Source organism: Leifsonia sp. ZF2019 (assembly GCF_019924635.1).
In the GTDB taxonomy this organism is placed as follows: domain Bacteria; phylum Actinomycetota; class Actinomycetes; order Actinomycetales; family Microbacteriaceae; genus Leifsonia.
In genome coordinates this window covers 685,770-709,890 of the sequence record NZ_CP065037.1, presented here as the reverse complement: position 1 = coordinate 709,890, position 24,121 = coordinate 685,770, and the positions used below count along the sequence as shown (strand labels likewise).

General features: G+C 64.7%; 21 protein-coding genes and 1 tRNA gene. 8 read left to right on the top strand and 14 right to left on the bottom strand.

Annotated elements, in window-relative coordinates:
* Positions 1-18: 18 nt before the first annotated feature.
* Positions 19-1,332, bottom strand: a complete 1,314-nt coding sequence (locus IT072_RS03550) for a type II toxin-antitoxin system HipA family toxin (RefSeq protein ID WP_223359434.1) — start codon at positions 1,330-1,332, stop codon at positions 19-21.
* Positions 1,329-1,562 (bottom strand): helix-turn-helix transcriptional regulator, encoded by a 234-nt coding sequence (locus IT072_RS03545; protein WP_223359433.1) that lies wholly within the window; start codon positions 1,560-1,562, stop codon positions 1,329-1,331. The genes IT072_RS03550 and IT072_RS03545 overlap by 4 nt, the downstream gene beginning before the upstream one ends.
* 302 nt (positions 1,563-1,864) lie before the next feature.
* Here IT072_RS03545 and IT072_RS03540 point away from each other — a divergent pair, with 302 nt between their 5' ends.
* The gene (locus IT072_RS03540) at positions 1,865-3,055 is read left to right on the top strand and encodes an IS481 family transposase (RefSeq protein WP_223359431.1); all 1,191 of its coding nucleotides are present in this window, start codon (positions 1,865-1,867) and stop codon (positions 3,053-3,055) included.
* A gap of 39 nt (positions 3,056-3,094) precedes the next feature.
* Here IT072_RS03540 and IT072_RS03535 read toward each other — a convergent pair.
* Positions 3,095-3,179, bottom strand: a tRNA-Tyr gene (locus IT072_RS03535).
* A 108-nt stretch (positions 3,180-3,287) separates the two neighbouring features.
* Between IT072_RS03535 and IT072_RS03530 the strand changes: the two genes are divergently transcribed.
* Positions 3,288-3,905: an ATP-dependent Clp protease proteolytic subunit gene (locus tag IT072_RS03530; protein ID WP_223360893.1), complete on the top strand. Its 618-nt coding sequence runs from the start codon at positions 3,288-3,290 to the stop codon at positions 3,903-3,905.
* 80 nt (positions 3,906-3,985) lie between these two features.
* On the opposite strand, the gene IT072_RS03525 is transcribed toward IT072_RS03530, so the two are convergent.
* Positions 3,986-4,366 (bottom strand): helix-turn-helix domain-containing protein, encoded by a 381-nt coding sequence (locus tag IT072_RS03525; RefSeq protein WP_223359430.1) that lies wholly within the window; start codon positions 4,364-4,366, stop codon positions 3,986-3,988.
* Positions 4,367-4,461: 95 nt separating this feature from the next.
* Complete coding sequence (locus IT072_RS03520) at positions 4,462-4,677, bottom strand: DUF2283 domain-containing protein (RefSeq protein WP_223359429.1); 216 nt, start codon at positions 4,675-4,677, stop codon at positions 4,462-4,464.
* A 143-nt stretch (positions 4,678-4,820) separates the two neighbouring features.
* On the opposite strand from IT072_RS03520, the gene IT072_RS03515 reads away from it, so the two are divergent.
* Together IT072_RS03515 and IT072_RS03510 are read left to right on the top strand one after the other, a co-directional pair.
* Positions 4,821-4,964 (top strand): hypothetical protein, encoded by a 144-nt coding sequence (locus IT072_RS03515; RefSeq protein ID WP_223359428.1) that lies wholly within the window; start codon positions 4,821-4,823, stop codon positions 4,962-4,964.
* Positions 4,965-5,072: 108 nt separating this feature from the next.
* Positions 5,073-5,387 (top strand): YbjQ family protein, encoded by a 315-nt coding sequence (locus IT072_RS03510; protein ID WP_223359427.1) that lies wholly within the window; start codon positions 5,073-5,075, stop codon positions 5,385-5,387.
* A gap of 36 nt (positions 5,388-5,423) precedes the next feature.
* Here the strand turns inward: IT072_RS03510 and IT072_RS03505 are convergent, their stop codons facing one another.
* Positions 5,424-6,467 (bottom strand): GTP-binding protein, encoded by a 1,044-nt coding sequence (locus IT072_RS03505; RefSeq protein WP_223359426.1) that lies wholly within the window; start codon positions 6,465-6,467, stop codon positions 5,424-5,426.
* A gap of 64 nt (positions 6,468-6,531) precedes the next feature.
* Between IT072_RS03505 and ykgO the strand changes: the two genes are divergently transcribed.
* Together ykgO and IT072_RS03495 are read left to right on the top strand one after the other, a co-directional pair.
* Positions 6,532-6,654: a type B 50S ribosomal protein L36 gene (ykgO, locus tag IT072_RS03500; protein WP_223359425.1), complete on the top strand. Its 123-nt coding sequence runs from the start codon at positions 6,532-6,534 to the stop codon at positions 6,652-6,654.
* A 108-nt stretch (positions 6,655-6,762) separates the two neighbouring features.
* On the top strand, positions 6,763-7,800 hold the full coding sequence (locus IT072_RS03495) for a YeiH family protein (protein ID WP_223359423.1): 1,038 nt from the start codon (positions 6,763-6,765) through the stop codon (positions 7,798-7,800).
* A 728-nt stretch (positions 7,801-8,528) separates the two neighbouring features.
* Here IT072_RS03495 and IT072_RS03490 read toward each other — a convergent pair.
* The 3 genes from IT072_RS03490 to IT072_RS03480 form a co-directional block, all read right to left on the bottom strand.
* Complete coding sequence (locus IT072_RS03490) at positions 8,529-9,380, bottom strand: hypothetical protein (protein ID WP_223359421.1); 852 nt, start codon at positions 9,378-9,380, stop codon at positions 8,529-8,531.
* A gap of 640 nt (positions 9,381-10,020) precedes the next feature.
* Positions 10,021-10,497, bottom strand: coding sequence for a YybH family protein (locus tag IT072_RS03485; RefSeq protein ID WP_223359419.1), 477 nt, complete (start codon positions 10,495-10,497; stop codon positions 10,021-10,023).
* A gap of 409 nt (positions 10,498-10,906) precedes the next feature.
* Positions 10,907-11,461: a CDP-alcohol phosphatidyltransferase family protein gene (locus IT072_RS03480; protein WP_223359417.1), complete on the bottom strand. Its 555-nt coding sequence runs from the start codon at positions 11,459-11,461 to the stop codon at positions 10,907-10,909.
* Positions 11,462-12,504: 1,043 nt separating this feature from the next.
* Here IT072_RS03480 and IT072_RS03475 point away from each other — a divergent pair.
* Entirely contained in the window at positions 12,505-13,122 is a 618-nt protein-coding gene (locus tag IT072_RS03475; RefSeq protein ID WP_223359415.1) for a hypothetical protein, read from the top strand.
* 1,223 nt (positions 13,123-14,345) lie between these two features.
* Here the strand turns inward: IT072_RS03475 and IT072_RS03470 are convergent.
* The 5 genes from IT072_RS03470 to IT072_RS03450 form a co-directional block, all read right to left on the bottom strand.
* Positions 14,346-15,608, bottom strand: coding sequence for a mechanosensitive ion channel domain-containing protein (locus tag IT072_RS03470; protein WP_223359414.1), 1,263 nt, complete (start codon positions 15,606-15,608; stop codon positions 14,346-14,348).
* A gap of 124 nt (positions 15,609-15,732) precedes the next feature.
* Positions 15,733-17,808 (bottom strand): adenylate/guanylate cyclase domain-containing protein, encoded by a 2,076-nt coding sequence (locus tag IT072_RS03465; RefSeq protein WP_223359413.1) that lies wholly within the window; start codon positions 17,806-17,808, stop codon positions 15,733-15,735.
* Between the two features lie 271 nt (positions 17,809-18,079).
* Positions 18,080-19,000: a hypothetical protein gene (locus IT072_RS03460; RefSeq protein WP_223359412.1), complete on the bottom strand. Its 921-nt coding sequence runs from the start codon at positions 18,998-19,000 to the stop codon at positions 18,080-18,082.
* 176 nt (positions 19,001-19,176) lie between these two features.
* Entirely contained in the window at positions 19,177-19,578 is a 402-nt protein-coding gene (locus tag IT072_RS03455) for a hypothetical protein (RefSeq protein ID WP_223359411.1), read from the bottom strand.
* A 330-nt stretch (positions 19,579-19,908) separates the two neighbouring features.
* Positions 19,909-22,449 (bottom strand): LuxR C-terminal-related transcriptional regulator, encoded by a 2,541-nt coding sequence (locus tag IT072_RS03450; RefSeq protein WP_223359410.1) that lies wholly within the window; start codon positions 22,447-22,449, stop codon positions 19,909-19,911.
* A gap of 335 nt (positions 22,450-22,784) precedes the next feature.
* On the opposite strand from IT072_RS03450, the gene wecB reads away from it, so the two are divergent.
* A complete protein-coding gene (gene wecB, locus IT072_RS03445; protein ID WP_223359409.1) occupies positions 22,785-23,933 on the top strand; it encodes a non-hydrolyzing UDP-N-acetylglucosamine 2-epimerase in 1,149 nt (382 codons plus the stop codon).
* Positions 23,934-24,121: the final 188 nt, after the last annotated feature.

The following is a 24,121-nucleotide window of genomic DNA, read 5'->3' as shown; positions in this document are numbered from 1 at the left end:
CCAGCCTGACACGATCGATCACCCGACCGGTCCACCCCATCCGCCCGGAGCGTTGCGCGTGGGGAAGATCTCGTCGCGGCCCGGGCGCGGGTGCGCTTCCGCCGCGCCTGGCTCACTGGTGGAGGCAAGCGATCCCTGCAACTTCATCGTCTGCCGACGGATGTCCTCGCTGAGCGACGGATGCGCACCGGGCAATGGTTTCTCGTGCGCGACGACGGCGACGATCTCCTCCAGGGTCTCTGCGACGATGGCTTCGGCGTCGCGCACGCCCCACCCGGCGGCTTCGGCGACGAGGTCACCCCCCGTGATCTTCTCGATCGCGTTCGTCCCGTTGATGAGCAGAGCGGTCTCCTGATCGACGTCCTGGTGGAGCTGGGGCACGACGTCGTACATCGGCGCCAACCGCACGCGGTCGCCGGGGAGGTGCAGGATCGAGATGTTCTTGGCATGCATGTCGAGGTTTCCGACCGCTGCCGACAGCGTCATCATGCGGACCAGGCGCCGCACGTCGGACACCGTGGCGTATTCGCGGACGGTCTGGGCGATCTGCCGAAGCCGGCCGTCACCCGCCTCCGGTTCGTACTTCGCGTCCCCCCGGTACCCGAGCACTTGATTGAAATCCTCCTGGTGGATCCGTTCGCGCCGCTCGTCGCGGTCGTATCGCTCGATGACCAGCGCGCGCGTGCCGTCGAACGAGGCGATGGTGGTGGTGAAGTCCGCGAGACCGAGTGCGCGTGCGAACCGCGAGCCGTACTCCTCGTCGAAGATGAGGCTCGGCATGCTCCCGACCACCGGCTTGAGGATGTGCGTGGAGGGATAGCCGTCGAGCGGCTCCGCCCATCCCTCGCCGGTGAGTGCGAGCAGCACCTTGTCCTGCACGCCGGCAAGTGAGGAGAGCCGTCGACGTCCCTTGTTCCCCAGAGGGTTCTTCTTGACTTCGGCGAACATCGACGCGATCTCCTGGTCGGTGACCGGTCGCGTGGCGGGCGTGCGAGGCTCCGCCGCATCCTCGGGGTCCCAGATCTGAACGGCTCCGGCCACATCCCGGCCGTACCGCTTGAGCAGGCCGACGGTGTTCTCGGCGTCGAGGCGCGCGTTGGCGCCGAGCCGTTCGCGGATGCGTCCCTCCGCCAGGATCTCCTCGAAGAAGTTGCGGCGGAGCGCCAGGCCGTCCGAGCGCGGGGTCGCCAGAGGGACGGCGATGGACAGGGCGGTGCTGCCGACGCCGTAGTGCCGCATCGCGTCGGCGTCGGGCGTGAAATCGAAAGAGTCACGCTCACCGGTCAGGACACCGATCCGGCGCCCGTACAGCTCCACGACGAGTTCGCTCACAGGTCGACCTCGTCGGCGATCTCGCCCTGAAGAGTCACCCCTGTCGCTCGCAGGTAGTCGAAAAGCCGCTCGACCGCCTTCGTCGGTTTCCCCTGCTCCATCTCGATGATGTACCGCTTGCTCACACCGAGTTCCTCGCTCAGCTTCTGCTGCGTCAGGCCGCGGGTCAAGCGGGCCTCGCGCAGGATCGTGCCCAGCGAACGCGGTCCCGTGATCCTGGCCGTCTGCATGCTCCACCTCCGCGCGAATGGGAGGTTACCTTTTCCACACCTCCTCGACCAGGTTACCTTTTTCTCACCCTCCGCGCGAGGTTACGTTTTCCTCACCCCGGCCCGCAGGTTACCTTTTTCTCACCCCAGCCCGTGGGTTACGTTTTATGCACAGACGGGTCCGGGCGGCCAGGAACGACGAAGCCCCCGGTCGCAGAGCGCCGGGGGCTTTCGGGTGGTGGCGAGTGAGGTGTCTGGGTTCACGACATAGGTCTCAGTTGATAGGTCCCTGGTGAGTCGGGACATGCGTCACAGTCGGTGGCATGTCGAAGGCTCGGGTCGCCGTGATGAAGATCGTGTCCAAACAGCTCACCGTGACGGCGGCAGCTGCCGAGTACGGGTTCTCCCGCCGGCACCTGCATCGGCTGCTCGCACGCTACCGAGACGGCGGCCTGGACGCGGTCGAACCGCGCTCCCGAGCCCCGCACACCAGCCCGCAGCGAACCGCGGACGAAGTCCGGGAACGGATCCTGCAATTGCGAGCTGAGCTGATCGGGAACGGGTTGGATGCCGGCCCGGTCACCATCGCCTGGCACCTCGAACAGGAGAACCTGCAGGCTCCGTCGACCTCGACGATCCGCCGGACCCTCCACACCGCCGGGCTCATCACCCCGGAACCCCGGAAACGGCCCCGCTCCTCCTACCTCCGGTTTCAGGCCGCGCAACCGAACGAGACCTGGCAGTCCGACTTCACCCACTGGCGCCTGGCCGATGGCACCGATATCGAGATCCTGAACTGGCTGGACGACCACTCCCGCTACCTGCTCTCCTGCACCGCACACCGCCCGGTCACCGGCGACGACGTGGTCACCAGCTTCCTGACCGCGACCGAACGGCACGGCATCCCTGCCTCCACCCTGACCGATAACGGCAGGGTCTACACCGCCCGGTTCGGCGGCGGCCGCAACGCCTTCGAATACCTGCTCCCCCTGCTCGGCGTCACCCAGAAGAACGGCTCACCCAGCCACCCGCAAACTCAAGGCAAGATCGAACGCTTCCACCAAACCCTCAAACGCTGGCTCACCGCACGGCCCGCCGCCGACACCCTGACCGAGCTCCAGACTCAGCTCGACGCGTTCCGGGAGCACTACAACGAGCACCGCCCCCACCGCGCCCTGAACCGGCAGACACCCGGGCAAGCATTCCGCGCCACCCCGAAAGCGCTCCCCGCCCAGGCCCGCACCCCCGGCCACTACCGCATCCGCTACGACCTCGTCGGAACAGGCGGCAAAGTCAGCCTCCGCCGCGCCGGCCGAATGCACCACCTCGGCATCGGCTACCACCACCGCGGAACCCGCATCCTCGCCCTCGCCGACGACACCACCGTCACCGTCATCGCCCTCCACACCGGCGAAATCCTCTCCACCCACACCATCGACCCCACCCGCAGCTACTGGCGCAACAACGAGAAAACCCCCGGCCGATGGCCGAGGGCTTCTTCACGTGAGACCTAAGACACGACTCAGGTGAGACCTATGTCGCGACTCAAGACATGGTGGCGAGTGAGGGATTCGAACCCCCGAAGCATTACGCGTCTGATTTACAGTCAGATCCCTTTGGCCGCTAGGGTAACTCGCCGTTCGCGCTCCCGACCACCAGTCAGCTGCTGACCGAAGGCGCCAGATAAGGATACTTGCCGCACGCCGACTCGCGAAATCGGGTGGGAGAGGCGTCTGCCCGCGGCGAATTCGCGACCGGCAGAAGGCCGCGACACCGGACCGGGCGGCGACTCAGGATGGGCGCATGGACACCGACATGAACTCCCCGGTCCAGCGTCTGCTGGAAGAGCGGATCGTCTTCCTCGGCACCGAGGTGACCGACGAGGCCGCCAACGAGATCTGCGCGCGGCTGCTGCTGCTCGACTCGATCGCCTCGGACAAGGACATCTTCCTCTACATCAACTCCCCCGGCGGCTCCATCACGGCCGGGTTCGCCATCTACGACACCATGAACTTCGTGCGTGCCGACGTCGCGACCGTCGCGCTCGGGTTCGCGGCGTCGATGGGGCAGTTCCTGCTCTCGTCGGGGGCGCGCGGCAAGCGGTACGCCCTGCCGAACGCGTCCGTCGTCATGCACCAGCCGCACGGCGGTTTCGGCGGCACGAGCGCCGACATCCAAACGCAGGCGAAGCAGATCCTGCACTTCAAGCGCAGGATGGCGCAGCTCACGAGCGAGCAGACCGGCCGCACCGTCGAGCAGATCGTGGAGGACGGCGACCGCGACCGCTGGTTCACGGCCGACGAGGCGCTCGACTACGGCTTCGTCGACGCGGTGGTCGGCACGACGGGCGCCCTCCGCGCCTGACTCGGCACTCGCCATGTGGACCAAATGTCGCGAAAGTGCACGCCAATCACGACATTCGGTCCAAACGGCGAGGGGGCCGGTCAGGCGACGAGGAGGAGCGCCGCGGGCGCGGCCGGTGCGACGGGCGCGGCGGGTGCCGCATCCGGATACTCGGCCACGGACGTACGGGTCTCGACCCGCTCGCGCTCGGGCACCAGGCTCAGCACCTGCACCGGAGCGGCGACCGGCGGCGCCGTGGAGGCGTACTCAGCCGCGACCAGAAGCAGGAGCTCCCCCTCCGGGACACCGAGCACCCGGCACAGCGCGGCGAGGATCTCGGACGACGCCTCCTTGCGACCCCGCTCGATCTCCGAGAGGTACGGGATGCTCACCCGGGAGGTCTCGGAGAGCTGGCGCAGCGTCGTGCCCTGCTCCGTCCGAATGCGACGGAGCACGGAGCCGAGGGCGTGCCGCAGAAGCATGGCGCCAGCCTAAGCCGCCCGGCGCGGATCCGGACCCGGCGGGTCGGGGGATTCTGCTCAGAGCAGAACGCGGCCCGGGCCGCACCGGGGCACCGTCATGCGGGCTCCGCGCCCGCGAGCACCTCCGGCGGAAGCACCCGCTGCGCCCCGAGCACCTCCAGTCCGACCAACCGTCCGGCGGCGTCGTACTCCGCGTCCACGTACCCGCCGGCCGCGACTCCGGCGACAGCGCCGCGCACCGCCGTGGCCACGGCGCCCTCGTCGAACAGGAGGTGCGCCACATCCAGTTCGGGGTCGTAGACGATGCGCATGATCCGACGCTACGTGGCGCCGCCCGCGATGTCGTCGGACCGTCGTACCACCTCCCGGGTCATCCACGCGGACGACGACGTCGATCCGCGACACCCCGACGTCCCTTCCGCGGATGTCGGGGGTCGGGCGCAGAATCGTCCGCATGAGGACCTTGGAGATTTGCGAACGGTGCGACGGGACCGGTGCCGACCCGCTCCAGCACGGTGAGGAGATCACCGTGTGCGTGGAGTGCTCCGGCGACGGCTGCCACGTCACCTACTACGCCGAGCTCGAGCAGACCGCGTAGCGACCCCGCGCTACGGTCGCGCAGCGACTCGCGCGCGTGTCGTTCGCGGATGTCGTGCGCCCCGTACTGGAGGCCGCGCGACATCCGCCGCTGTGCGAGTGTCTGACCATGCTGATCGTGACGACCAACGACATCCCGGGCCGCACCGTGACGAACGTCATCGGCGAGGTGTTCGGCCTGACCGTGCGCTCCCGCAACCTCGGCTCGAACCTCGGTGCCGGCTTCAAATCACTGGCGGGCGGCGAGCTCAAGGGCATCACCTCCCTGCTGCACGACGCCCGCACGGAGGCGCTCGGCCGCCTCGCCGACGAGGCGCAGGCGAAGGGCGCCGACGCCGTGCTCGCCTTCCGGTTCGAGACGAACGACTACGGCCAGGGCGGCGTCGAGGTCTGCGCCTACGGCACGGCCGTCACCCTCGGCTGACCGATCCCTGCGGGGTTCGGTCTGCCGCGTCTCGCGTCAATGCTCGTGGTCGTCGGCCACGAGCCAGTCCGGGAACGGGTCCGGGTAGGTGCGCCATTCGTCCGGCCCGGCCACGAGTTCGCCGTCGTGCAGGGCGGCATCGTCGAGGGCGACCGTGAACGCGGCGCGGTCGAGATCGTAGCCGGCGACGAAGAGGTCCTGCCCCAGTGTGAGGAGCTCGACCTCCTCGGCAGCCGATCCTCCCTCCGACCACACCGCGTCCGCCAGCGGCACCAGGTCGAACATCGCTCCCACCTGCTCCCACTGCGCGATCGCGCCGGGCCTGGTCGCCAGCCGGCAGAAGCCGGCCGAGCGCACGATGGTCCCGAACTCCCCCGATTCGAAGCGTTCGGCGAGGAGCAGGTGCAGGCGCCACGGATGGAGGGGCCGCTCGTTCTCGTAGCGGAAGGCGCCTGCCGCGCCCCGCGGCGCGCGCACCAGGTCCCCGCTCAGGGCGCGCGACCATCCGGCCCGCGCCTGGGTGGGCCCGAGTTCCGCGAGGTCCAGCGGGATCGGCGAGACGGACCCCGTCCCCGCTGCATGGATGCGCGCCGTCGGGGCCAGCAGGCCGAGGAGCCCGATGAGGTCGTCGCGACGCTCCGCGTGCAGCCGGTCGGCGTTCGCCAGGACGATGGTGGTCGCGTGCTCGACCTGCGTCACCGTGAGCCAGGCCCGGGCCGTGTGCTCGACCTCCCCGGCTCCGGCCGTCCGCGTGACGTAGCTCTCGTCGGCGAGGTCCGCCTCCAGCCGTTCGGCGTCCGCGACGCAGACCACCGCGAGCAGCCGGGTGGGAGCCTCCGGCGCGGTCAGCGCGCCGATGAGTTCCAGCACCGGCGTCTCCGCAGGGAACTCGACCACGGCACCGCTCGACGGAGTCGTCCACGGCACGAGGGCGATGGCCTCCTCGATCGGGTCGGCCGCGACGGCGAGGCGCGCTGCCGGGACGAACGCGCGCTGCGTGCGCTCGGCGAGGCGTTTGGCGCAGCGGACACGCACCGGGGCGCGAGGGCCGACGACGGCGATCACGTCGATCTGTGGCACGGGAGGTCTCCTGTCGGTCGGATGGGTCTATCCTTAACGATAACGGTTATCAATAGGAGTCGCCATGAAGGTCCGTGCATCCCTCAAATCCCTCACGAAGCAGCCCGGCGCGCAGGTCGTCCGCCGCCGCGGGAAGGTGTTCGTCATCAACAAGCTCAACCCGCGCTTCAAGGGCCGTCAGGGCTGAGGTCGCGCGGCTGCCCGCGGGCCGGGCGGAGCGCCACAACGATCGTTTGTGACGCTACAACCGCGCGCCGGTAGCCCCGCCCCGGCCCGTCGGGGGATGCTCGACGGGATGAACGTCGCACCCGTCCGCACCCTCCCCTCCCGCCTCGCTGCCCGCGCCGTCGATGTCGCACCCGGCGTCGGCATCGCCGTGGCGATCGCTCTCGTCGCCACCGCGATCGCCCGGGTCGTCCCCGCGCTCGGGAGCGCGCTGCCCGCCCTGCTGCTCGGCGTACTGGTCGCGGTCGTGCGCAAGCCGACGGGGCGCTTCGCGCCGGGAGTCGCCTACTCGGGCAAGTTCCTGCTGCAACTCGCCGTCGTCCTGCTGGGCGTACAGCTCTCCCTCGCGAGCATCCTCGTCGTCGGGGTCGAATCGCTCCCGGTCATGCTCAGCTCGCTCGTCGTGTGCCTGCTCGCCGCATGGCTCATCGGCCGCGCGCTGCGCATCCCCGCGCGGGAGCGCACCCTCATCGGCGTCGGCACGGGCATCTGCGGCGCCTCGGCGATCGCGGCGATCTCCCCCATCATCGGGGCGACCAGCGCCGAGATCGCCTACGCCGTGTCGACGATCTTCCTGTTCAACGCGATCGCGGTCGTCGTCTTCCCGTACCTCGGCCACGCGCTCGGGATGGACCCGCACACGTTCGGCCTCTTCGCCGGCACCGCGGTCAACGACACCAGCTCGGTCGTCGCGGCCGCCAGCCTGTTCGCGACCTCCGCACTCGGCTTCGCCGTCGTCGTGAAGCTCGTGCGCACCCTCATGATCATCCCGATCAGCATCGGCCTGGCCATCGCCGAGAACCGTCGCCGCACCGCCGGAGAGCCGATGACCCTGCGGCGCGCGGTCGGCCTCGTGCCGTGGTTCCTCGTCGGCTTCCTGCTGGTCGCGGTGGCGAACACGGTCATCCCGATCCCCGCGCCGGTGCACGACGGCCTCGTCACCGCCAGCGTGTTCCTGGTCTCGGTGGCGCTCGCGGGGATCGGCCTCTCGACCGACGTGGCCGCCATCCGCCGCGCCGGGTGGCGCCCCCTCCTGCTGGGCGCTACGCTCTCGACCCTCGTCGCCGGGACCAGCCTGCTGGTGATCTGGCTGACCACCGGGTTGTGACTCGTAGACTGGAGGACCTAGACAGCTCGCAGGAGGGGATGGTCACCGTGGCAGACTCCACCCACAGTGGTGTCGCTGGGTGCGCTGAATGCTGAATCTCCCCGAATTCCGGGAGGCAGGGAGTTGACCGTCAGCTTGTAGGGAAGGTCGCTGGATGTGGGTCACTCAAGTCGCCAGGAGAACCGCCGGTCGCGTTTACGATCGGCCTGCGGCATCAATCGTAGGACGGTGAGATTGGACCGCATTCTGCCGCTGCCGTCACTCCATTGCCCGCGTACGATCTGAAGGACCGACGAATCGAGGTGATCACCCCGGACGATGCGTCCAATCACTACGAGACAATGACGGATCGAAGCTCCGGGGGGCACCTCGCAATGAGAGGCCAACTTCAGGAGTTGAGCTCAAGTGAATGCTCACCGCGCAAGCCTGGCCTATGAGCCCTACCTGAGGGCTGCGAGCCGAGACCGCTTACCACGGCTTCGTGGGATTCACCGAGGACCATGAGACACCACTATCGTCGACGTTCAGTCCACACCGTTCTGGACATGGGCTCTGGAGGCCTTCTCACGTGGGACCGCCGCCAGATTGCGTGTCGGCCCATATTCCTCCCACAGGAGCGCCGGTACAGCTCTATGGACCGCATCGGCTGAATTGGACCCGTCTACGCCGAGCCTCCTGGCGAGCCGGCCGGTCGGGCTGTGAGATGAGTTCGTTGATGCGTCATATCGCTATTGACCGCCTGATCCCCTGGTCGGCTCGGGAGTCTGGGTTTCGACCGCGCCCGATATCCCGCTCACCTGCTCTTGTGTATAGCCACAGTAGGCGACGGCCTCGCTCTTCCACTTCTGAGTCAGACGCTGCTTGCCGGCAGCATGGGCGTCAGCCACGGTCCCTTCGTAGATCGTGTGATCTCGGGACTCCTTGTTCACGTCCGGTACATCGGAGCAGACATGAAAAACCGTGCCCGATTTTGTCCAGTACACAACATCCTGTCCCGTCAGCTGTTGCACGATGTTCGTTTCCTGCGAGTACTCCTCCACGGAAGGTGGATTGAAGTCGATACCGGCGAACACAGCAATTGCGGCGGCAAGTATGCCAACAGAGCCCGCCACAGCCTTCTGTCGCGGATCCAAGTTCTTGCTTGAGAGAACCACGATGATCAGAGGAAGAAAAGCAACCACCGCGATGATCGCCCCGAGCTGGTTCTGAACAAAGAAACGAACCCGATCGGCCTTCGCCGCGGGGTTCAGCCGATTCGCTCGCTTCCATAACAACGACCCAGTGACCGCAAACGCGCCAATGAGTACGATCACCGCGACGAGCAATCCCACACTGACCGGCTGCTGCCGAAGCACCCACAGCACCGCGAAGAGCTCACCTCCGACCGCGATCACCCATGACCCCATTGCAATCAGTCGAAGGAGCGTTGCTTGACGCTTGCTCTCTGCCGTGGGCGCCCATTCAGGACGAGCACCCGCTTCAGCGGTTGGCGCGCTCGATGGATGCTTCGGGGAAGCCGACACCTTGCGCACGATCTTCTTGCCGCCACGCTCGGGCCGTTCATTCTCAGGCTCAGACATCAATGCTCCTTCATCCCTTGAATACATGCCGTCTACGGTTGCCGCGCGGTGCGAGGGCGCCCGGTGGACATTCGCCACTGAGACTGGGCACCCACGTGGATGTGATGAGGGGTGCAGTCGCCCGCGACTGCACCCCTCGAGAGACCGACGTGAGCCGAGATCGCCGAGGATCGTCTGCGCGATCGTCGCCGTCCACAGTGTCGCTCGGCTCGTGGCAAGGGCCGCCCCGGGGTCCTGCATTGATCCGGTACGAGAACTCCATGCTTGGCCCCGGGCTCCCCTTCAGGTCCTTCTGTACGCGCATGGATACTGGTATCGCAGGGACCAACGCCCCCGGCTGCGCGCAACACCCTGCGCGGCGAAACATCACCCCGAACGTAGCCCTCTCGGATTCGCCTCGGTCCATTGAGGCCTTCCCGACGCGTGCTCACGTGGACGGAATCACGCCGTAGCCCGCTCGATTCGTCGGAAAGGTGGGCCCTGTTCACCGGTGTTAGTGGACTCCCAAACTGAGAGCTAAACGGGCAACGCCGAAGACTCTCTGACCACAGCCGCGAGTCCAACCCCGCAACAATGTCATGCTGACGGCGGCACGGCATCCGTCGTCGCGGTTGCACATTCTGAGGAGGATGGTGGGTCTTCAGCTCGGCGGGCTTGCTTGGCGAACGTTTGCGGCCGCTCGCAGCTGCCAGTCTCCTGAGGCGCACTGCACGACCGCGGTGAGGATTCCTGAGCCGGCCGGGACGCTTCTCCCGCTGTCAGCACTCTTCGGCTGCGCGAGGTTCCACGTGCCGTATAGAACGTACTTGTCAGGGGCGAGTTCTTGCTTCTCGACACCCTTCATCACCAAGACCGCTGTCACAAGCCGGCTACGGAAGGCTTTTCGGTGGCCGCTTTCGATCCCCGTACGTCCTTCCATTCGCATGCCGAATATGTTGATGAAGGTGGCATCGGGCGAGAACAGTGCAGCAATTGCGTGAGCGTCATGCTGGTTGAACGATTCCGTGAAGCGTTGCAACACTACGCTCGGCGATCCGGTACACGTAGTCCCGGTCGCAGGGTTCGAACAGCCCGTCACGCCCAGCAGCGTCAGGCTCAGCGATGACACGAGCAGCACGCGCTGCTTAATGACTCGCGATCGTACTCCCACAGTTTTCCCCTCTTCTCGCCGTAGCGCGCGGTAGACCACAAGATCGTGCCCGGTGCCAAAGCCTCAATCGAGTGAAGGGTGAGCTCTTGGCGACCTGCTCCGTTGTCGGCCCACTCGTAGTCAAAGGGAATCACATGACAGCTAGGGTTGAACGCCAGCGTTGAACGCAATATTCGCCCCCGCGAATTCCACGGTGCGGCATCAATTCCGTGACCGTCCTGGGTCTCGTCCTATCCGGCGGCCAACGCGATCTATGGGCCACCCACCCAGCCCGAGCGGGGTAATGACTCCTGCAGCGCACTCCAATTGAGGGATTCGCTTATGTGTGCACGTGCTCGATGAGAGATGTTCGGGAACCATGCGAGGTTGCGTGTTCTCATGCGGTCACGTTCGACACATGCCGCGGTTTGTGGCACATGGCGGTGAGGTACTGAACCCCGGCGATGTAGTGCACAGCCAGGCCGATCATCGCAGTCAGGTACCCCCAACCGACCAGATTCATGGTGTCGGTACTGTGCTCACTGAGTGCCATCCCGAGCATCACCGTCGCAAGGCCGAGGAAGATCAGCGCGGTGCGGGCCTTCCCCGTTTTCGTCACCGCTACCTCCGGCGAACCTGAGAACTTCAGCACAGCAACCAGGAGAAGCACAACATCCGGCACCACCAGCAACAGCAGATACCCCCACGGAATTGCGTGACTGACGGCCAAACCTGCCGCCACAGCCATACCCGCACACCGGTCCGCCACCGGATCCAACCACGCACCCAACCGAGACTCCGTGTCGGTACGCCGGGCAACATACCCATCAACGAAATCCGAGACAAACACGACCACTGCAACAACGACCGCGACGGAATAAAGCCCCGTCGCCAAGAACGCAAACAAGAGCGGCAGCAACGCCAACCGACCAAGGCTGATGTAGTTGGGCACCGTGCGCCACTGGTCATCCCCCACCAGCCTACGACATGCCCGCGATAGCCACCCGTTCACAAATGCGCCTCTGGAACCCGAATCCGTTTTCATAGACCCAGCATCCCCACCATCCCCTACCCGCCCATCGGTCGACGGTACGATCTCAGCTCCCGCTCCGGGACGACATCCGTCGCAAACAAGCCTGCCGGGTGATCCACGGGGTGAACTTGGGTCCGCATCAAGCCGGAGCGTTCACTGCGCCCGGAGGCTCGATAAATTTGACCTCATCCCGGGTGGTGCTGTCACAATCCGCTGCCACCCGGGACGATCTCCTCAAGGGAATCCCGGTGTGCTGCAATACCGTCGGGTGGAATTGCAGCACACCGCCTCGAGGAATATTGGCACCCTCGCGAGCCATATCTCGTCAATGATCCCGCCGCACAGGACCGTCACTTCCATCTGTTTCATTGCAGGTTAGGGCGGCTGGAGCAGCACACCGGGCGGGTAGCATGAAGGCCGTACGGCGCGGCCTTGACCGACACCCGCACGCCGGTTCCGACTGCATCGCCGCGTGCTCGTAGGACGTGTCGACGTCCCCACGAGCGTTCGACCGAATAGTAGGCCCGACAGTAGCAGCGTGCTGGGATGCGTCCGCGGGGAGCCCTTGTGGGCAGGGTATGCGCTGCCTCGCTGCTCTCCCGCTGGGCGAACGCGATCGCTGACCGAGGGCCAGAGAGTCGACGCCTGGCAGCGGAGCGCTGATGGTTACCCTGCGCGACGCCATCCATGCGAGCGATACCCCAGGCCATGGCGGTTCGAAGATCGCAATCGGCTGAGGCCGCCGCAACTCGCACGTGACGAGACGCCCCCTAATCACTCGCAGCAGGCACGGACTGTGGGTGAAAATCTGGTTTCGGGCTGCTCGGCGGGGTACTGCCCGCACGCGATCGTGCAGGCTGCACAGTGTGCAATTGACCAGGTGCCGACGCCGAGAGCACGTGTTCGAATTTCAGCGCCCCCGCAAGCTCGTCAGTCGACGCAGCATTTTACAGACGTCTCAATTGAAGCCCGATGTCGCAAAGAGGGCGAGGCGCAGCACAGGGGTGAGCGTTGCGCTCGCCGTCCTCGTGCTCACTCTCGCGGGTGTAGCCGTTTTCATGGGAGTACGCATTCTGAGCCGGATTGGCCCCGTTGCAGGACAACCGCGCGCCCAAGCACTTGAAAATCTCGTCACCGCGAGGCCTCCTGTGAGCCTTCCCCAGACACCGACTGTGGGGTTCGACACCATTGCAGGATTCAGCCCGGAGCAGATCCAGAATGCGGCGACCATCATCGCAGTCGCAAAGGTGAAATTCCCTACCCCGGACGCCCAGCGCCGGGCGGCGATCGTTGCGGTTGCCACGGCGGGGCAGGAGTCCAGTCTGCGGAACCTCAGAGCAGGCGACAGGGACTCTCTCGGACTCTTCCAGCAGCGACCTTCCGAGGGTTGGGGTACGGCGCAGCAGATCGAAGACCCCGTGTTCGCCTCGTCGGCGTTCCTTGACCGATTGGCGGCTGTACCGGAGTGGGAGAGTATTCCGGTGCCGGTCGCAGCCCAGACGGTGCAGGTCAGCGCCTACCCGAGCCTCTATACACACTGGGTCGCGCCCGCATCGTCTCTCGTTGATGACCTCTTTTGACGTGATTCTGGAGTGCGCTGGGTAACGTCGTGTGAAATCCCCGTCGAGGGCTGATTTGGAAGTCGCGCTTTGGCGCACGTGCGAGCCGAATCGTGGCAGACTTCCGCGGATCAGCGATCGCCACTGGGGTCCGGACCGGATCCGGCTACCTGCTACCGGCGGCCGCCGTGTCAATACGGCCACCGATCAGCGGATGCCGCACGCCGCATCGCCAACCGCCCGAAAGTGCAGCCGCGGCACTCCGACTAGAAGTCTGATGGTTGTCGAAGTGCGCGGTCGAGCGACCGCCTGAGGTGTGACGCTCACTCGACCGTCGGAGACGAACTGGTGGCGAACGCAACTCTGTCGTAGATTCCGTACGAGTCCGTGCTCGGATCTTCGCGGCGACGGACATGGCCGACCCGAAATCCGAGGCGGCGGAATAGGCAGAGGTGTCGCTGACGCAGGCGTAGCGCGCGCGTCTGCGCGACGGCGTCCGAGCGAGCAATCTGTGAAGTGAACAGAAAGAATCGTGAGGGTAGCTCCTCCACCCGGCGGCGAAGCTCCCACTTGCCGATACTCGTAGTGACCATCGCGCCTCCGGCCTCGACCACCAAGGTTCGGTCCCCACAACAGACGATCCGACCTGTCAACAGCTCGAGTGTGGCCCCCGCACCGAACAAGGACGTTTCGTTCCAGCGTGTGAGCGATACGTATGCCACCTCGGCGGGAGCCGGCATGCGGAGAAAATGAACCTGCGGAGACAAAGCCGATGATGTCGTTTCCATAGAACACCATCACCATGAATCCGGAACATAACCCACTCGAGGAGGCGATTGTCGTCGCTTTTCGCCCTCAGCTCCGTCACTCACGAGCTGCGAGGTGGAGCCATGTCACCCGAAAAGGGCCAATGGCACCCTGGGGCGGGGGCTAGCACCTGCATCGCAGGTGCGGGAAGCTATCAACTCATCGCGAAAGTGAACACGGGGTTGGAGGCGAAAGTGACCCAACTGGTAGCCAGCAAGGCGGCCCATGCGGCGTCGAAGTCCCGCGCCGGCTATCACGACGCACATCGCGCCTCCGCGTTCATCCCGACAGAACTAGCGTCCTTCTTTTACGCCACTGGCGCTATCAGCATGGTGGTTCCATGGAGCTGGGGCGGCCTGACGTGCGGGATTGCCCTGTCCGGGGTCGGGCTTACCGTCACCTTCTTTACCTGGCAGCTCAGGAACAGAGGCCCGCTGTCATTCGGCCGCCTTCGCGATCGCCGCGTCCTCAAGCACGCGCCGATTGTCGATCGTCTGGCCGACGTCTCGTGCGAATGCCGGGTGCGAACGAGCCCATCCGTGCAATGAAGGAAGGGGGAATGTCACGATGACGATGTCGCTGTCCGCGATGATCGCGGCTCGAGACGGTTGCCCAGTCAGCGCTGACTCCCCGACGAAGTCGCTAGGACCAAGCGCAGCGACCTCAAGAGCGTTCCCACCTACGACAAGTCGCGCTCTCCCCTTCACCATGAGCCCGACATGCTCCGGTGCCACGCCTTGCCGCTGAACGGTCTCGCCCGGCCCGAACTCCCGCACGGCAGATTCATCAGCAAGCGCATCGATTTCGTCGTCGCTCGCGTGCAAAGCCCCTCTTACGCGCTGGATCGCGCTACGTCGCCGGTCGAGGTCATCACCCGGTGGGAAATCCGCCCCATCAAGGTGGAGGCCAGCACGCCGGCTCGCGTACCACAGCCACACGCCGAAGAGGGAGGTCGCCTGATGCCCCACGGCCGGGCTCCCGAGCGGGATGTCGACGGAGTAGAGGCTCGGCCCGACGAGGGCCACCGTCGGCATCGTGTTCGGCTCACGCATGGGTAGATCGGCAGCCACCTCGCGCAACACACGAATCACGTCATGCGGCGCGTCATTGGCGCCGAACTCGCATGTGGTGATCACGCTGAAGGCTCCCATTCCTCGGGAGAGATTGGCGAAGGATGCGTCCGCGAGGGCACCGTTGGGAACGATGTGTATCCCGTTTCCCGTGTCGATGTGCACCGCACGCCAGTTCACTTCGATGACCCGGCCGCGAACGGATCCCGTGTCGAGCCAATCACCGAGGCGAAACGGCTGCTCGAACAACAGAAACAGCCCGGAGACGATCGGTCCCACCGCGTTCTGGAGAGCTAAGCCGATCACGATCGAGCTGACGCCGAGCGCAGTGAAGAGCCCCCCGACGTCAGCTCCCCAGACCCAGGCGAACAATAGGGCGAGGCATGCAACGATCAGCAGAAGCCTCACGATGTCGACGAAGATGGAGGGCACGCGTGAGCGCCACGTATCGCGCGCGGCCCGCGCAAACAACGCGATATTCAGTCCATTGAGAAGACCGACGATGAGAACGAAGCCGAAAAGCGTCGCAGCGAGCTTACTCCAGTTGACTTCATCGGAGTCGAGGCGCAGTTGGCTCAGAAGAGCGAGAAGCGCTCCTGTAGGCACGACGAAGTTGCGGATGAACTTCACCAGGCGAGCCGACGGGCGTTCGCGCCTGGCGAGAGCGTCTGCGAACTCGGTGAGAACTATGAGCGCCAGGGGCGTGCCGACAACGATTGCCAGGGCCGGCCAAAACCACGGCTGCGACGCCACCTCAGGCATGCTGAGCCTCGATGTCGACGCACCACACACGTTGCTCATCGGGACCGCCCCCGACTACGGCTGTCTCTGTGAAGCTGACGTATGCGGGGAGTGCCTCCACCACGCGTTCGGTGACGTAGATGCCGGGGGCGTCAGCAGAACCTTGAACGCGATGGGCCAGGTTGACAGCGTCACCCCACATGTCATATACCACGCTCGTGCGACCGACGAGACCGCTCGTCACTGTTCCCGTATCGATCCCCGCGCGGAGGCCCAACTCTGTGTGGTGCTGAGTGTTGAAGTGATCGACAATCCTCGTCATCTCCATTGCGAATTCGACGGTGCGGCGCGCACTGTCGACCCGGGGCACGACGAGCCCGCAACTGGCGAGAAAGCCATCTTGACGCGTGGTTCGAACCTGCTCGATCCCCCACCGTTCCGCTTCTTCCTCGAACGCCTTGACGATGTCGTTCAGAGACGCCAGCGTTTCGGCGGAACTCCTATCGCGCGCATAGTCGTCGAATCCGAGGATGTCTGCGAACAGCACCGTCACATCGTGGTGATCCTCGGCAATCGTTTCGTCACCCTGCCTGTATCGCTTGGCCAGCCCTTCGGGCATCAGCGTGAGCAACAGTCGCTCATGCTCCTTCTGCTCCGCGTCGAGGAGATCGGCCTTCACTTGCAGGCTCCGGGACATCTCGTTGAACGACTCCCCCACGTCGGCGATCTCGTCGCGGGATCCCGTGTTGACCTGCACGCCGATCTCGCCGGCTGCGATACGCTTCACCGCCCGCACGAGTCGGCGCAGTGGCCGCAGGAAAAGCTGGGCGAGAAGCAAGGAGGCCAGACACACAAGCAGCACTAGACCGACAATCGAGAGAGCAAGGTCGCGCGTGAGAGTGACGACGGGGGCGAATGCCTCATTCATGTCTTCATGTGCGACGATCACCCAATTGAGGCCTGGAATATGCACAGGGGCGTACGCCGAGAGACTCTCAGTTCCCAAATAGTCTCGCGCGACGATCGTGCCCGTCTTCCCCTCGAACGCATTGGCGACCGCGGCCGATCGGACGGGCTGAAGGAGGATCGTTCCCTCATATTTGCTCATCTTCGCTACGACATCGGGGGGGGTGCCTGCTTCTAGTGCCCGTTGTGCGTAGTCGCGAGGATGCTCGAGGAGCGCGCGTGACGTTGACCGCATCGTGCGATCAGGTCCGGCGAGATACACCTCGCCGGTTGCGCCGAGCCCTTGCTTCTCCCACGCTTGCCCGCCAGTCATGACCGTGTTGATGGAGTCGAGGCTGATCTGAAATGCGAGAACTCCCGTGATCTGCCCGTCAGCTCCTACCGGCGACAACGCCCACATCGTGGGAGCGTTCAGCGAGGGCAGATACCGATCGAAGTCAGTCAGCGTGGCGTCACCGAGAGTGTTCGACCTCAGAATCTGTTCGTAGGCACTCGTGAGCGCAGAGTCCTGGTACGGGCCGGTCTTCAGATTGGCCCCCAGATCGACACCTTTGTAGACGGAATAGACGACGTTTCCGTGCGTGTCCAGCAACAGGGCGTCGTCGAACCCCAGGTGCGCGGTGAACGTCCTGAAGTACGAGTTGTACCGGGCGTTCACCTCCGACCACGAGCTTCCGTCTTGAGCGTCGTCCACCTTGGCCGCTTCGTCGTAGTCAAGGTGATGCGGAGCCGTGTAGAAGCCTTGTAAGTATGTCGCAGCATTGTTGCGCGGGGTGAATGCTGCTGTCGAGTAATCCAGTCCGGTGCGTTTTGACAGCTGCGGGACGAAATCATCCCGGTAGAACTGATCAACAGACTGCTGGAGTGTCGGCGGCAACGACTGAGCTTCCAGTCGATCGAATGCCGAGTTGAAGCTGTTCGAAGCCCCGACAGCGCTCTCGTTGCTCGACCCGATCATGACGTCCGACCGGACACTCTCGAGAAAGCGGGTGATCTCGGCCGCGCGAGTCTCACGTATGGTTGTGAGCTGGGCGAAGACGTTGGCTCTCAGCGAGTCCGACGCACTGAAATAGCCAACTGTTCCCGCGGTGATGACGGAGACCATGCTGACCCCCAGCAGCATTACCAGGAGTTTCGACTGAATGCTGAAGCGTCTCGCGCCTCCCGGGGAGCGACGTGACGGCGAGGCGGCGGCATTCGTCCTAGGCGTCATTGTGTTCACCTCTCCGATTGCCCGCACTCCGACCCTCCCGCGCTTGAGTATGCGAAACGAGAGCTGACGGAATCAGCTCTCCGCGCTGTATTCGCACGAGTCCCGGGTACGGCTGGCGGCCGGATGGCATCCCTTGTCATCCGGCCGCCAGGCGGGCACAGCTCAGCCTCGCGCGCGTGCGCTAGAAGCCGAGCCACCCCGAGACCATGCGGGCGATGCCTGGCAGATCAACCACCGGCCCAGCCGGAGTCAGCTCGTAATCCACATACGGCGAAAACTGCCAGTCATCAATGTACTGGCCTCCACTCGTGTCCGGGTCCTGAAGCACTCGAATCTTGCCGTCAGCGGGGTTGTGGCTGAGAGTGACCGACCAATTCCCCTGCGAATCGGCAGCGGTTCCCCCCAGAAAGTTGCCCGGGTCCGTCGCGGTGCCAGATCCAGACGTGTCGTAGACCTGAATGTCCGCATTGGGGATTCCCTGGCCCGTCACGGTTGCCGGATTTCCGCCGTCATCTCCCGTGACCGTCGGAGCGGCAATACTCAGATACACCGCCGCGTCCTGCCACTCGGGCTTGGTGCTTGTCTGTGCGCTCGGGAACGTCGACACGATCGTCGCCTCAGCGCTGGCTTCATCGCGAATGGACGGGTCAATCGGAACCACCACCGGTCCGTTGTCGAGGTTGGCGACCGAGGTGTCCTGGGTGGCCGTGAACGTCCACTGGAGCCCCTTCAGGCTGGGCAGGAGGCGGCAACTCACCGTCCCCGTGGCGACAGTGACCGGCTGCCCGGTAGTGTCGCAGATCGGGTTACCCAGACCGCCGAGCTGGAAGCTCGTGCTTCCGATCTGCCCCGCTGACAACGCAACCGTCTGGCGCATCACGTCGCCAGCCTGAAGCGTACCCGTCCCGGCGACAGTCCCGCCCGACGCAGACTGATGCCACACAAGGTACGGCGCGTCGGTGGCCGCTTCCCACATGATACTTGAAACACCAAGGTCGTTGGTGCCAGCGGTAGCGGCATTTGCTGGCGCTGCGGCGATGAGCCCGCCAGCTGCCAGTGCGGCAAGCGCTCCCGCGCTGGCAGCGATTCTGATAATACGCATGTGTCTCCCTAATGTGTGGTGCGCCGACCACGGCGGCCGACCACGGCGCCGTGCCGCGTTAGTACTGTTTCGATGATCTTCGAGCGAATACTCCGCACAGAGATGCGGAAACCTCCAGCTTGGTAAATCACCCCACCACTCACCCCGCACCGATCCGAGCTCGCCCGGAGAGATGGCTAATTCACTTCCTGCCCAGCCGCGGCGTCCCCCGCATGGATCCCGTGCGGCCGTTCTCGGGCGCGAAGGAAATCGGAGATGGTGAAGTACTGATGGTCGTCCTCTTCGACTGCGGAGGCGATGACTTCGAAGCCGGCAGCGATGATCGCAGCGACCGTCAATGCCCGTGTCGTGAACCGATGCCGCCGGGTAGCACTCTCGCCGTGGGGGATCTTAGATGTGGTGAGCGTCACCCTTTCGACATCGCGGCTCACACGGGCGCAGAGGTGCCATTCGGCCATCGAGAAGTGCCGAGTCGAATCCTCGATGTCGAGCACCCAGACGTCCCGCTTCGCGTACAGAAGGATCCCCCGCACCACGAGTGCCTGCCGATCCCCATCCACGGTGCGCCAACGAAACATGTCGACAGCGTCTCCCCGCTGGGTCGATGCCGGCATCGGGAGTATCACGACGTCGCACCCGTTCGCTTGGCGCGCTCGCTATAGAAGACTGTTCCCGATTGCTCGGCGCATCGGAGGTCACCCCTCTGGACAAGACCCGAAAGCTCCTTCAGTACCCGCTCTGCGGGAAAGGGCTGGCATGCTTCCACTAACGCGGCGGATGTCATGATGCCCGTTAAGCTGAGGGCACTTCGGATTGCGCAGCGTACATCTGACCCACGATGATTCGATCGCATCCTGCCGAGTCGCCCCTTCCTTGGCGCGGTTGACGCTTACGGTTGTGTAGCCTCTTCAGTCGAGAAGGCCGGCTGCTCCGCTCACATCGCCGATGGGCCGCGCTGGGCTCTTCTCACTGGCGGTGATGATCCCGCTCTCGAGTGCTCTCACGATCGCCGTGCGGCGATCGCTCGCCCCGAGCTTTCTGTAAAGGCTCCGCAACTGCGTCTTCACGGTGTTGATGGAGACTCCGAGCGATTCAGCCAAGTCGGCTCGTGTCTCGTGGATCAGCAACTCGGCGAGCACCGCCCGTTCACGGCGGGTTAACGGATGGCTGGTGCTCTGTTCACTCAGCCACGAGCCAGCGGGGAAGGATCTCTGATCACCGGGCAGCGACTGGAGGAATCTGCGAAATTCCTCGCGATGGCCGGCTGAGAGCACGAGGAGGGGCGACAAGAGATGGTGCTGGCTCGCCAATGCGACGCCGCGTGAAGCAAATTGATGGCTGAGGTCGGTCATGAGTAGCTCGGATGCGCATACGGCGGCCAACATCGCCGCAGTCGCACCCACGCGGGGATTGGACTCATTCGTGGCGGATAGAGCGACGGCGGTCTGTTCGAGTGCTTCCGAGTACCGGCCGGACTGCGCGAAACGGACTGCTCGCAAGAGACTGGTTTCGTCATCCCGTCGAGCAAACCGCGCAATGAGCTCGTCCGCTCGACCGGGTCTGCGAGAACCCATCAGGAGGTAGCCGTACATCCGCTCTGTGCGGAGCTTGCCAATACTCTCGGGAACGATTGCGGGCAACGCTGCCGCAACTGTCGCAGCCCCCTGGTCAAAACTCCCTTGAGCCATGGCGTGCAGCGCGAGCGCCCACGACACAGTCCACCAATCCGACGTACGGCAGAGCCCGCGGAGCAGGGACAGATCCTCCGGGGCCGCGAGAACTCCCGTCTCGGCCTCGACGATGACGCGCAGTGCGGATTCGAGATGGTCGAGTCCCAGTCCTGACGGAAACGGCTGAGCAACCAGCATCAGCGATGCGTCGATGTGTCCGTCGAGCGCCCACGCGACGGCTTCAACGAGGCGCAGCTGGTTCGCGGTGATGCTTGTCCCGTCCGCCCATCTCATTCCGAGTCGCGCCGCGGCGCCCGCCTCCGTGGTGAGCCCTGCGAACAGTAGGACGATAGAGCACTCCTTCATCAGAAGGCCGCCCGCGTTGCCGAGCTCGTCTCGTGTTCGACGCGCTAGCTGCTCGAACTCTGCCACGGCGCGCTGCGCCGCCCGCGCCGCGAGTGCAGAACTCCCGAGGTGCATACGACACACCGCGCGAAGTGTGGAGGTCCAGATGACATCGGCCTGCGCATGTGCGCCGGTCCGCCGGAGCGCGCTCAGAGCGTCCTCGAAGTGGACCGACGCCTCACCGTCACGTGAGTGTCGCAGCGCGCCCAATCCAGCAAGAGTCGCGAGAACAGGAAATTTCATGTACTTGGTTCGGTCCCGCCTTGCGAGGATCGTCGTGGCCTCGGAGAGGAACGATCCCGTGAGTTCTGCCCAACCTGCACGCGCGATGCGGGACGCCAAGTAGTAGTCCTCGATGTCAACGGCGTTGCGGAGCGCCTCGGCGAAACGGCCCTTGTCAAGACACCAGAGTGCGGTGACGCGCTGCAGACTCTGAACCTCAGCGGGCAATCGTCGATGCAGTTCTTTCAGATACCCCTGACGGAGGAGCGGCACGATCGTGAATCGTCGCACCGCGCCTGCGGGAGTGAAGTAGCCGAGCCCCAGCCGCTCGAGTTCGTCGAGGAGGTCGTCGGACGACTCACCGACGAGGCTGCGGCAGAGTTCGTCATCAACGAACTCCGCCACTGAGAGACGCATCACTGCGGTGAATAGCTTCGAGTCCGGGATCTGCGGAATCAGCTTGTGGACAAGTATCTCCGCCACCTGAGAACGGCCACTGCCCTCCCAGTCGAAGCTGCCGTAGGTTCCTCGCTCAACGGCAACGCCGATCAGTCGCGCTCCCAATGGTAGGACCGTGTCCCCGAGATAGACGTCGTCGGCGCTGTGCGGGCCAGCGAGGGACGTGACGACCTCTCGAGCTTCGGACCGAGTAAACATGAGATCCGTGGGCCCGATGACCCTGATATCGAGATCGGCAACGGCAGCAAGATCGGAGAGGGCGCAGGCGCCGCTCGTCGCCACGATCATCCGAATGCCCGGGCAAGACGTGGCGAGACGGCGGATTGAATCGAAAAAATCCGCGCTCTCCCCAGGCACGTCGTCGACCACGATGGTTGCAGCGATATCCGACGCCTGTACAAGCGCCACCACGTCATCGACACAATGAGCAGATCCCCCGAGCAGCTCGCCGAGGTATCGCCAGAAGTCTTCACGATTTTCGACATAGGGAAGCCAGACGGTGGGGTTTTCGCGGGGAGAGTGTGCCCATTCCGCCAACAAGGAGGTCTTTCCTGCCCCGATGGGACCCATCACCACAATCACGTCCCAGTCGCCATGAATCGCGCTGGCGAGTCGTGGCCGAGACAGAAAGGTCGACGGAAGGCTAGGCGGCGCGATACCAGGTACGTGAAGAATGCCGGCGCGCTCACGCATCGTTCGACTCACATGCCGGTGAGACGGTTGGGAGCCCGAGCGAGGGCTGACAATGCGGTCGTGCGACGTGGCCATTAAAGAATGCTGTCGCGCCACCTCCACCCAGAGGACACCACCATCGAAGAAGAGACAGAGGTCACCCATCCCTTCACCCCGCCTCACAGATAGCTCCCCCGGGTGAAAGCCAGGGTGAGACCTGCGTCGCGCGGCGCCGAGAACCGTGCGTCTTCTCAGTCACGTGAATCATGAGAGTCGGCTGCCGCGTCGAACCGCTCGCACAGTCCAGACGACGGCAGACGACTACTCACCGCGTTACCCGAGGACGGAGACTCCTAATGCCATCTGCCGACATCGCACTTGTGTTCGGCACTCGACCCGAGATCATCAAACTGGCACCCGTCATTCGACTGCTGGGCACTCGAGCGCGTCTCATACACACGGGCCAGCACTATGACCCGGCGTTGTCTGGCCAGTTTTTCCCAGAACTGGGCTTGCCGGAGCCTCATCTCCTGCTCCGCGATGTGGGAGGGCGACTCCGTGGCGCGCAGATCGCAAGCGCCCTCGGCGACATCACCGACGCCTTCCTCGAGGACCGTCCGTCCGTCGTTGTCGTGCAGGGCGACACCAACGCGGTGTCCGCCGGAGCTCAGGCGGCGAACTATCTAGGTATCCCGGTGGTCCACGTCGAGGCAGGACTGCGCTCCTACGACCGAGGAATGCCTGAGGAAATCAATCGCATGGTCGCCGGAGCGCTCGCCACAGTGCATTGCGCGGCAACGATGCAGAACGCCCGGAACCTTCAGTCGGAAGGAATCGATCCGGGGCGTATATCTGTCACCGGAAATACCATCGTCGAGATTACGCGGGAGTCGGTGGCGCGAGCGGAATCTGCCCCATCGACTTCACTCCCCGAAATCCGCGACGGGTTCGTGCTGGCGACCATTCATCGACCAGAAAACACCGACACGCGCGACGCCCTCACGCGCGTCCTCCACGGGCTCGCGGGAATCGACGCACCGGTCCTCCTCCTCATTCACCCTCGGACGCGTGCGGCATTGTCTGCCTATGGCCTGGATCATCTTCTTGAACTCGTCCATGTCGGTCCGCCCGTCTCTCACGAGCAATTCCTCTCCTTGGCCATGCGCGCAGATCTCCTCATCTCCGATTCGGGCGGGGTTCAGGAGGAATGCACGATCATCGGGAAGCCTCTGATCGTTGTCAGACGCTCCACTGAACGCCCCGAATCGATGGACGCCGGCTTCGCGCGTCTCGCGCCGCCGACAGCGGATCTCGCCTCGGTGGCGAACGCCATGCTGCACGATCATGCACTACGTTCCCGACTGCTGACGACACCATCGCCGTACGGCGATGGTAACGCGAGCGAGAGAATAGCGACGATCTGTCAGCGACTGGCCATCGGCGATGACGTGGAATCGATCTGCCGTGAAACGTCCATCATGAGCGTCGGGGCGACGGCGGCGTAGCGGCGGCAAGGCATCGCGCACACGGCTGCCATACCCAACCTCCCTCGACACGCCGTCCCAGGTACTACGGCCGTCGTGATTCGGGGCGAACCTAGTGCAATCGAAAGCATTCTTTGAGGGGGATCTCAGATGCAGTTTGATATAAGCAGTGGCGTTGCACCTCGCAGGCCGAGCCAGGGACGCCCGAA

Excerpts from the sequence above, each read along its gene's own strand:
- IT072_RS03545 (WP_223359433.1), bottom strand. The coding sequence starts at position 1,562 with ATGCAGACGGCCAGGATCACGGGACCGCGTTCGCTGGGCACGATCCTG.
- IT072_RS03540 (WP_223359431.1), top strand. The coding sequence starts at position 1,865 with ATGTCGAAGGCTCGGGTCGCCGTGATGAAGATCGTGTCCAAACAGCTC.
- IT072_RS03525 (WP_223359430.1), bottom strand. The coding sequence starts at position 4,366 with ATGCTTCTGCGGCACGCCCTCGGCTCCGTGCTCCGTCGCATTCGGACG.
- IT072_RS03520 (WP_223359429.1), bottom strand. The coding sequence starts at position 4,677 with ATGCGCATCGTCTACGACCCCGAACTGGATGTGGCGCACCTCCTGTTC.
- IT072_RS03515 (WP_223359428.1), top strand. The coding sequence starts at position 4,821 with ATGAGGACCTTGGAGATTTGCGAACGGTGCGACGGGACCGGTGCCGAC.
- IT072_RS03510 (WP_223359427.1), top strand. The coding sequence starts at position 5,073 with ATGCTGATCGTGACGACCAACGACATCCCGGGCCGCACCGTGACGAAC.
- ykgO (WP_223359425.1), top strand. The coding sequence starts at position 6,532 with ATGAAGGTCCGTGCATCCCTCAAATCCCTCACGAAGCAGCCCGGCGCG.
- IT072_RS03495 (WP_223359423.1), top strand. The coding sequence starts at position 6,763 with ATGAACGTCGCACCCGTCCGCACCCTCCCCTCCCGCCTCGCTGCCCGC.
- IT072_RS03490 (WP_223359421.1), bottom strand. The coding sequence starts at position 9,380 with ATGTCTGAGCCTGAGAATGAACGGCCCGAGCGTGGCGGCAAGAAGATC.
- IT072_RS03465 (WP_223359413.1), bottom strand. The coding sequence starts at position 17,808 with ATGCTGCTGGGGGTCAGCATGGTCTCCGTCATCACCGCGGGAACAGTT.
- IT072_RS03460 (WP_223359412.1), bottom strand. The coding sequence starts at position 19,000 with ATGCGTATTATCAGAATCGCTGCCAGCGCGGGAGCGCTTGCCGCACTG.
- IT072_RS03455 (WP_223359411.1), bottom strand. The coding sequence starts at position 19,578 with ATGTTTCGTTGGCGCACCGTGGATGGGGATCGGCAGGCACTCGTGGTG.
- IT072_RS03450 (WP_223359410.1), bottom strand. The coding sequence starts at position 22,449 with ATGCGTGAGCGCGCCGGCATTCTTCACGTACCTGGTATCGCGCCGCCT.
- wecB (WP_223359409.1), top strand. The coding sequence starts at position 22,785 with ATGCCATCTGCCGACATCGCACTTGTGTTCGGCACTCGACCCGAGATC.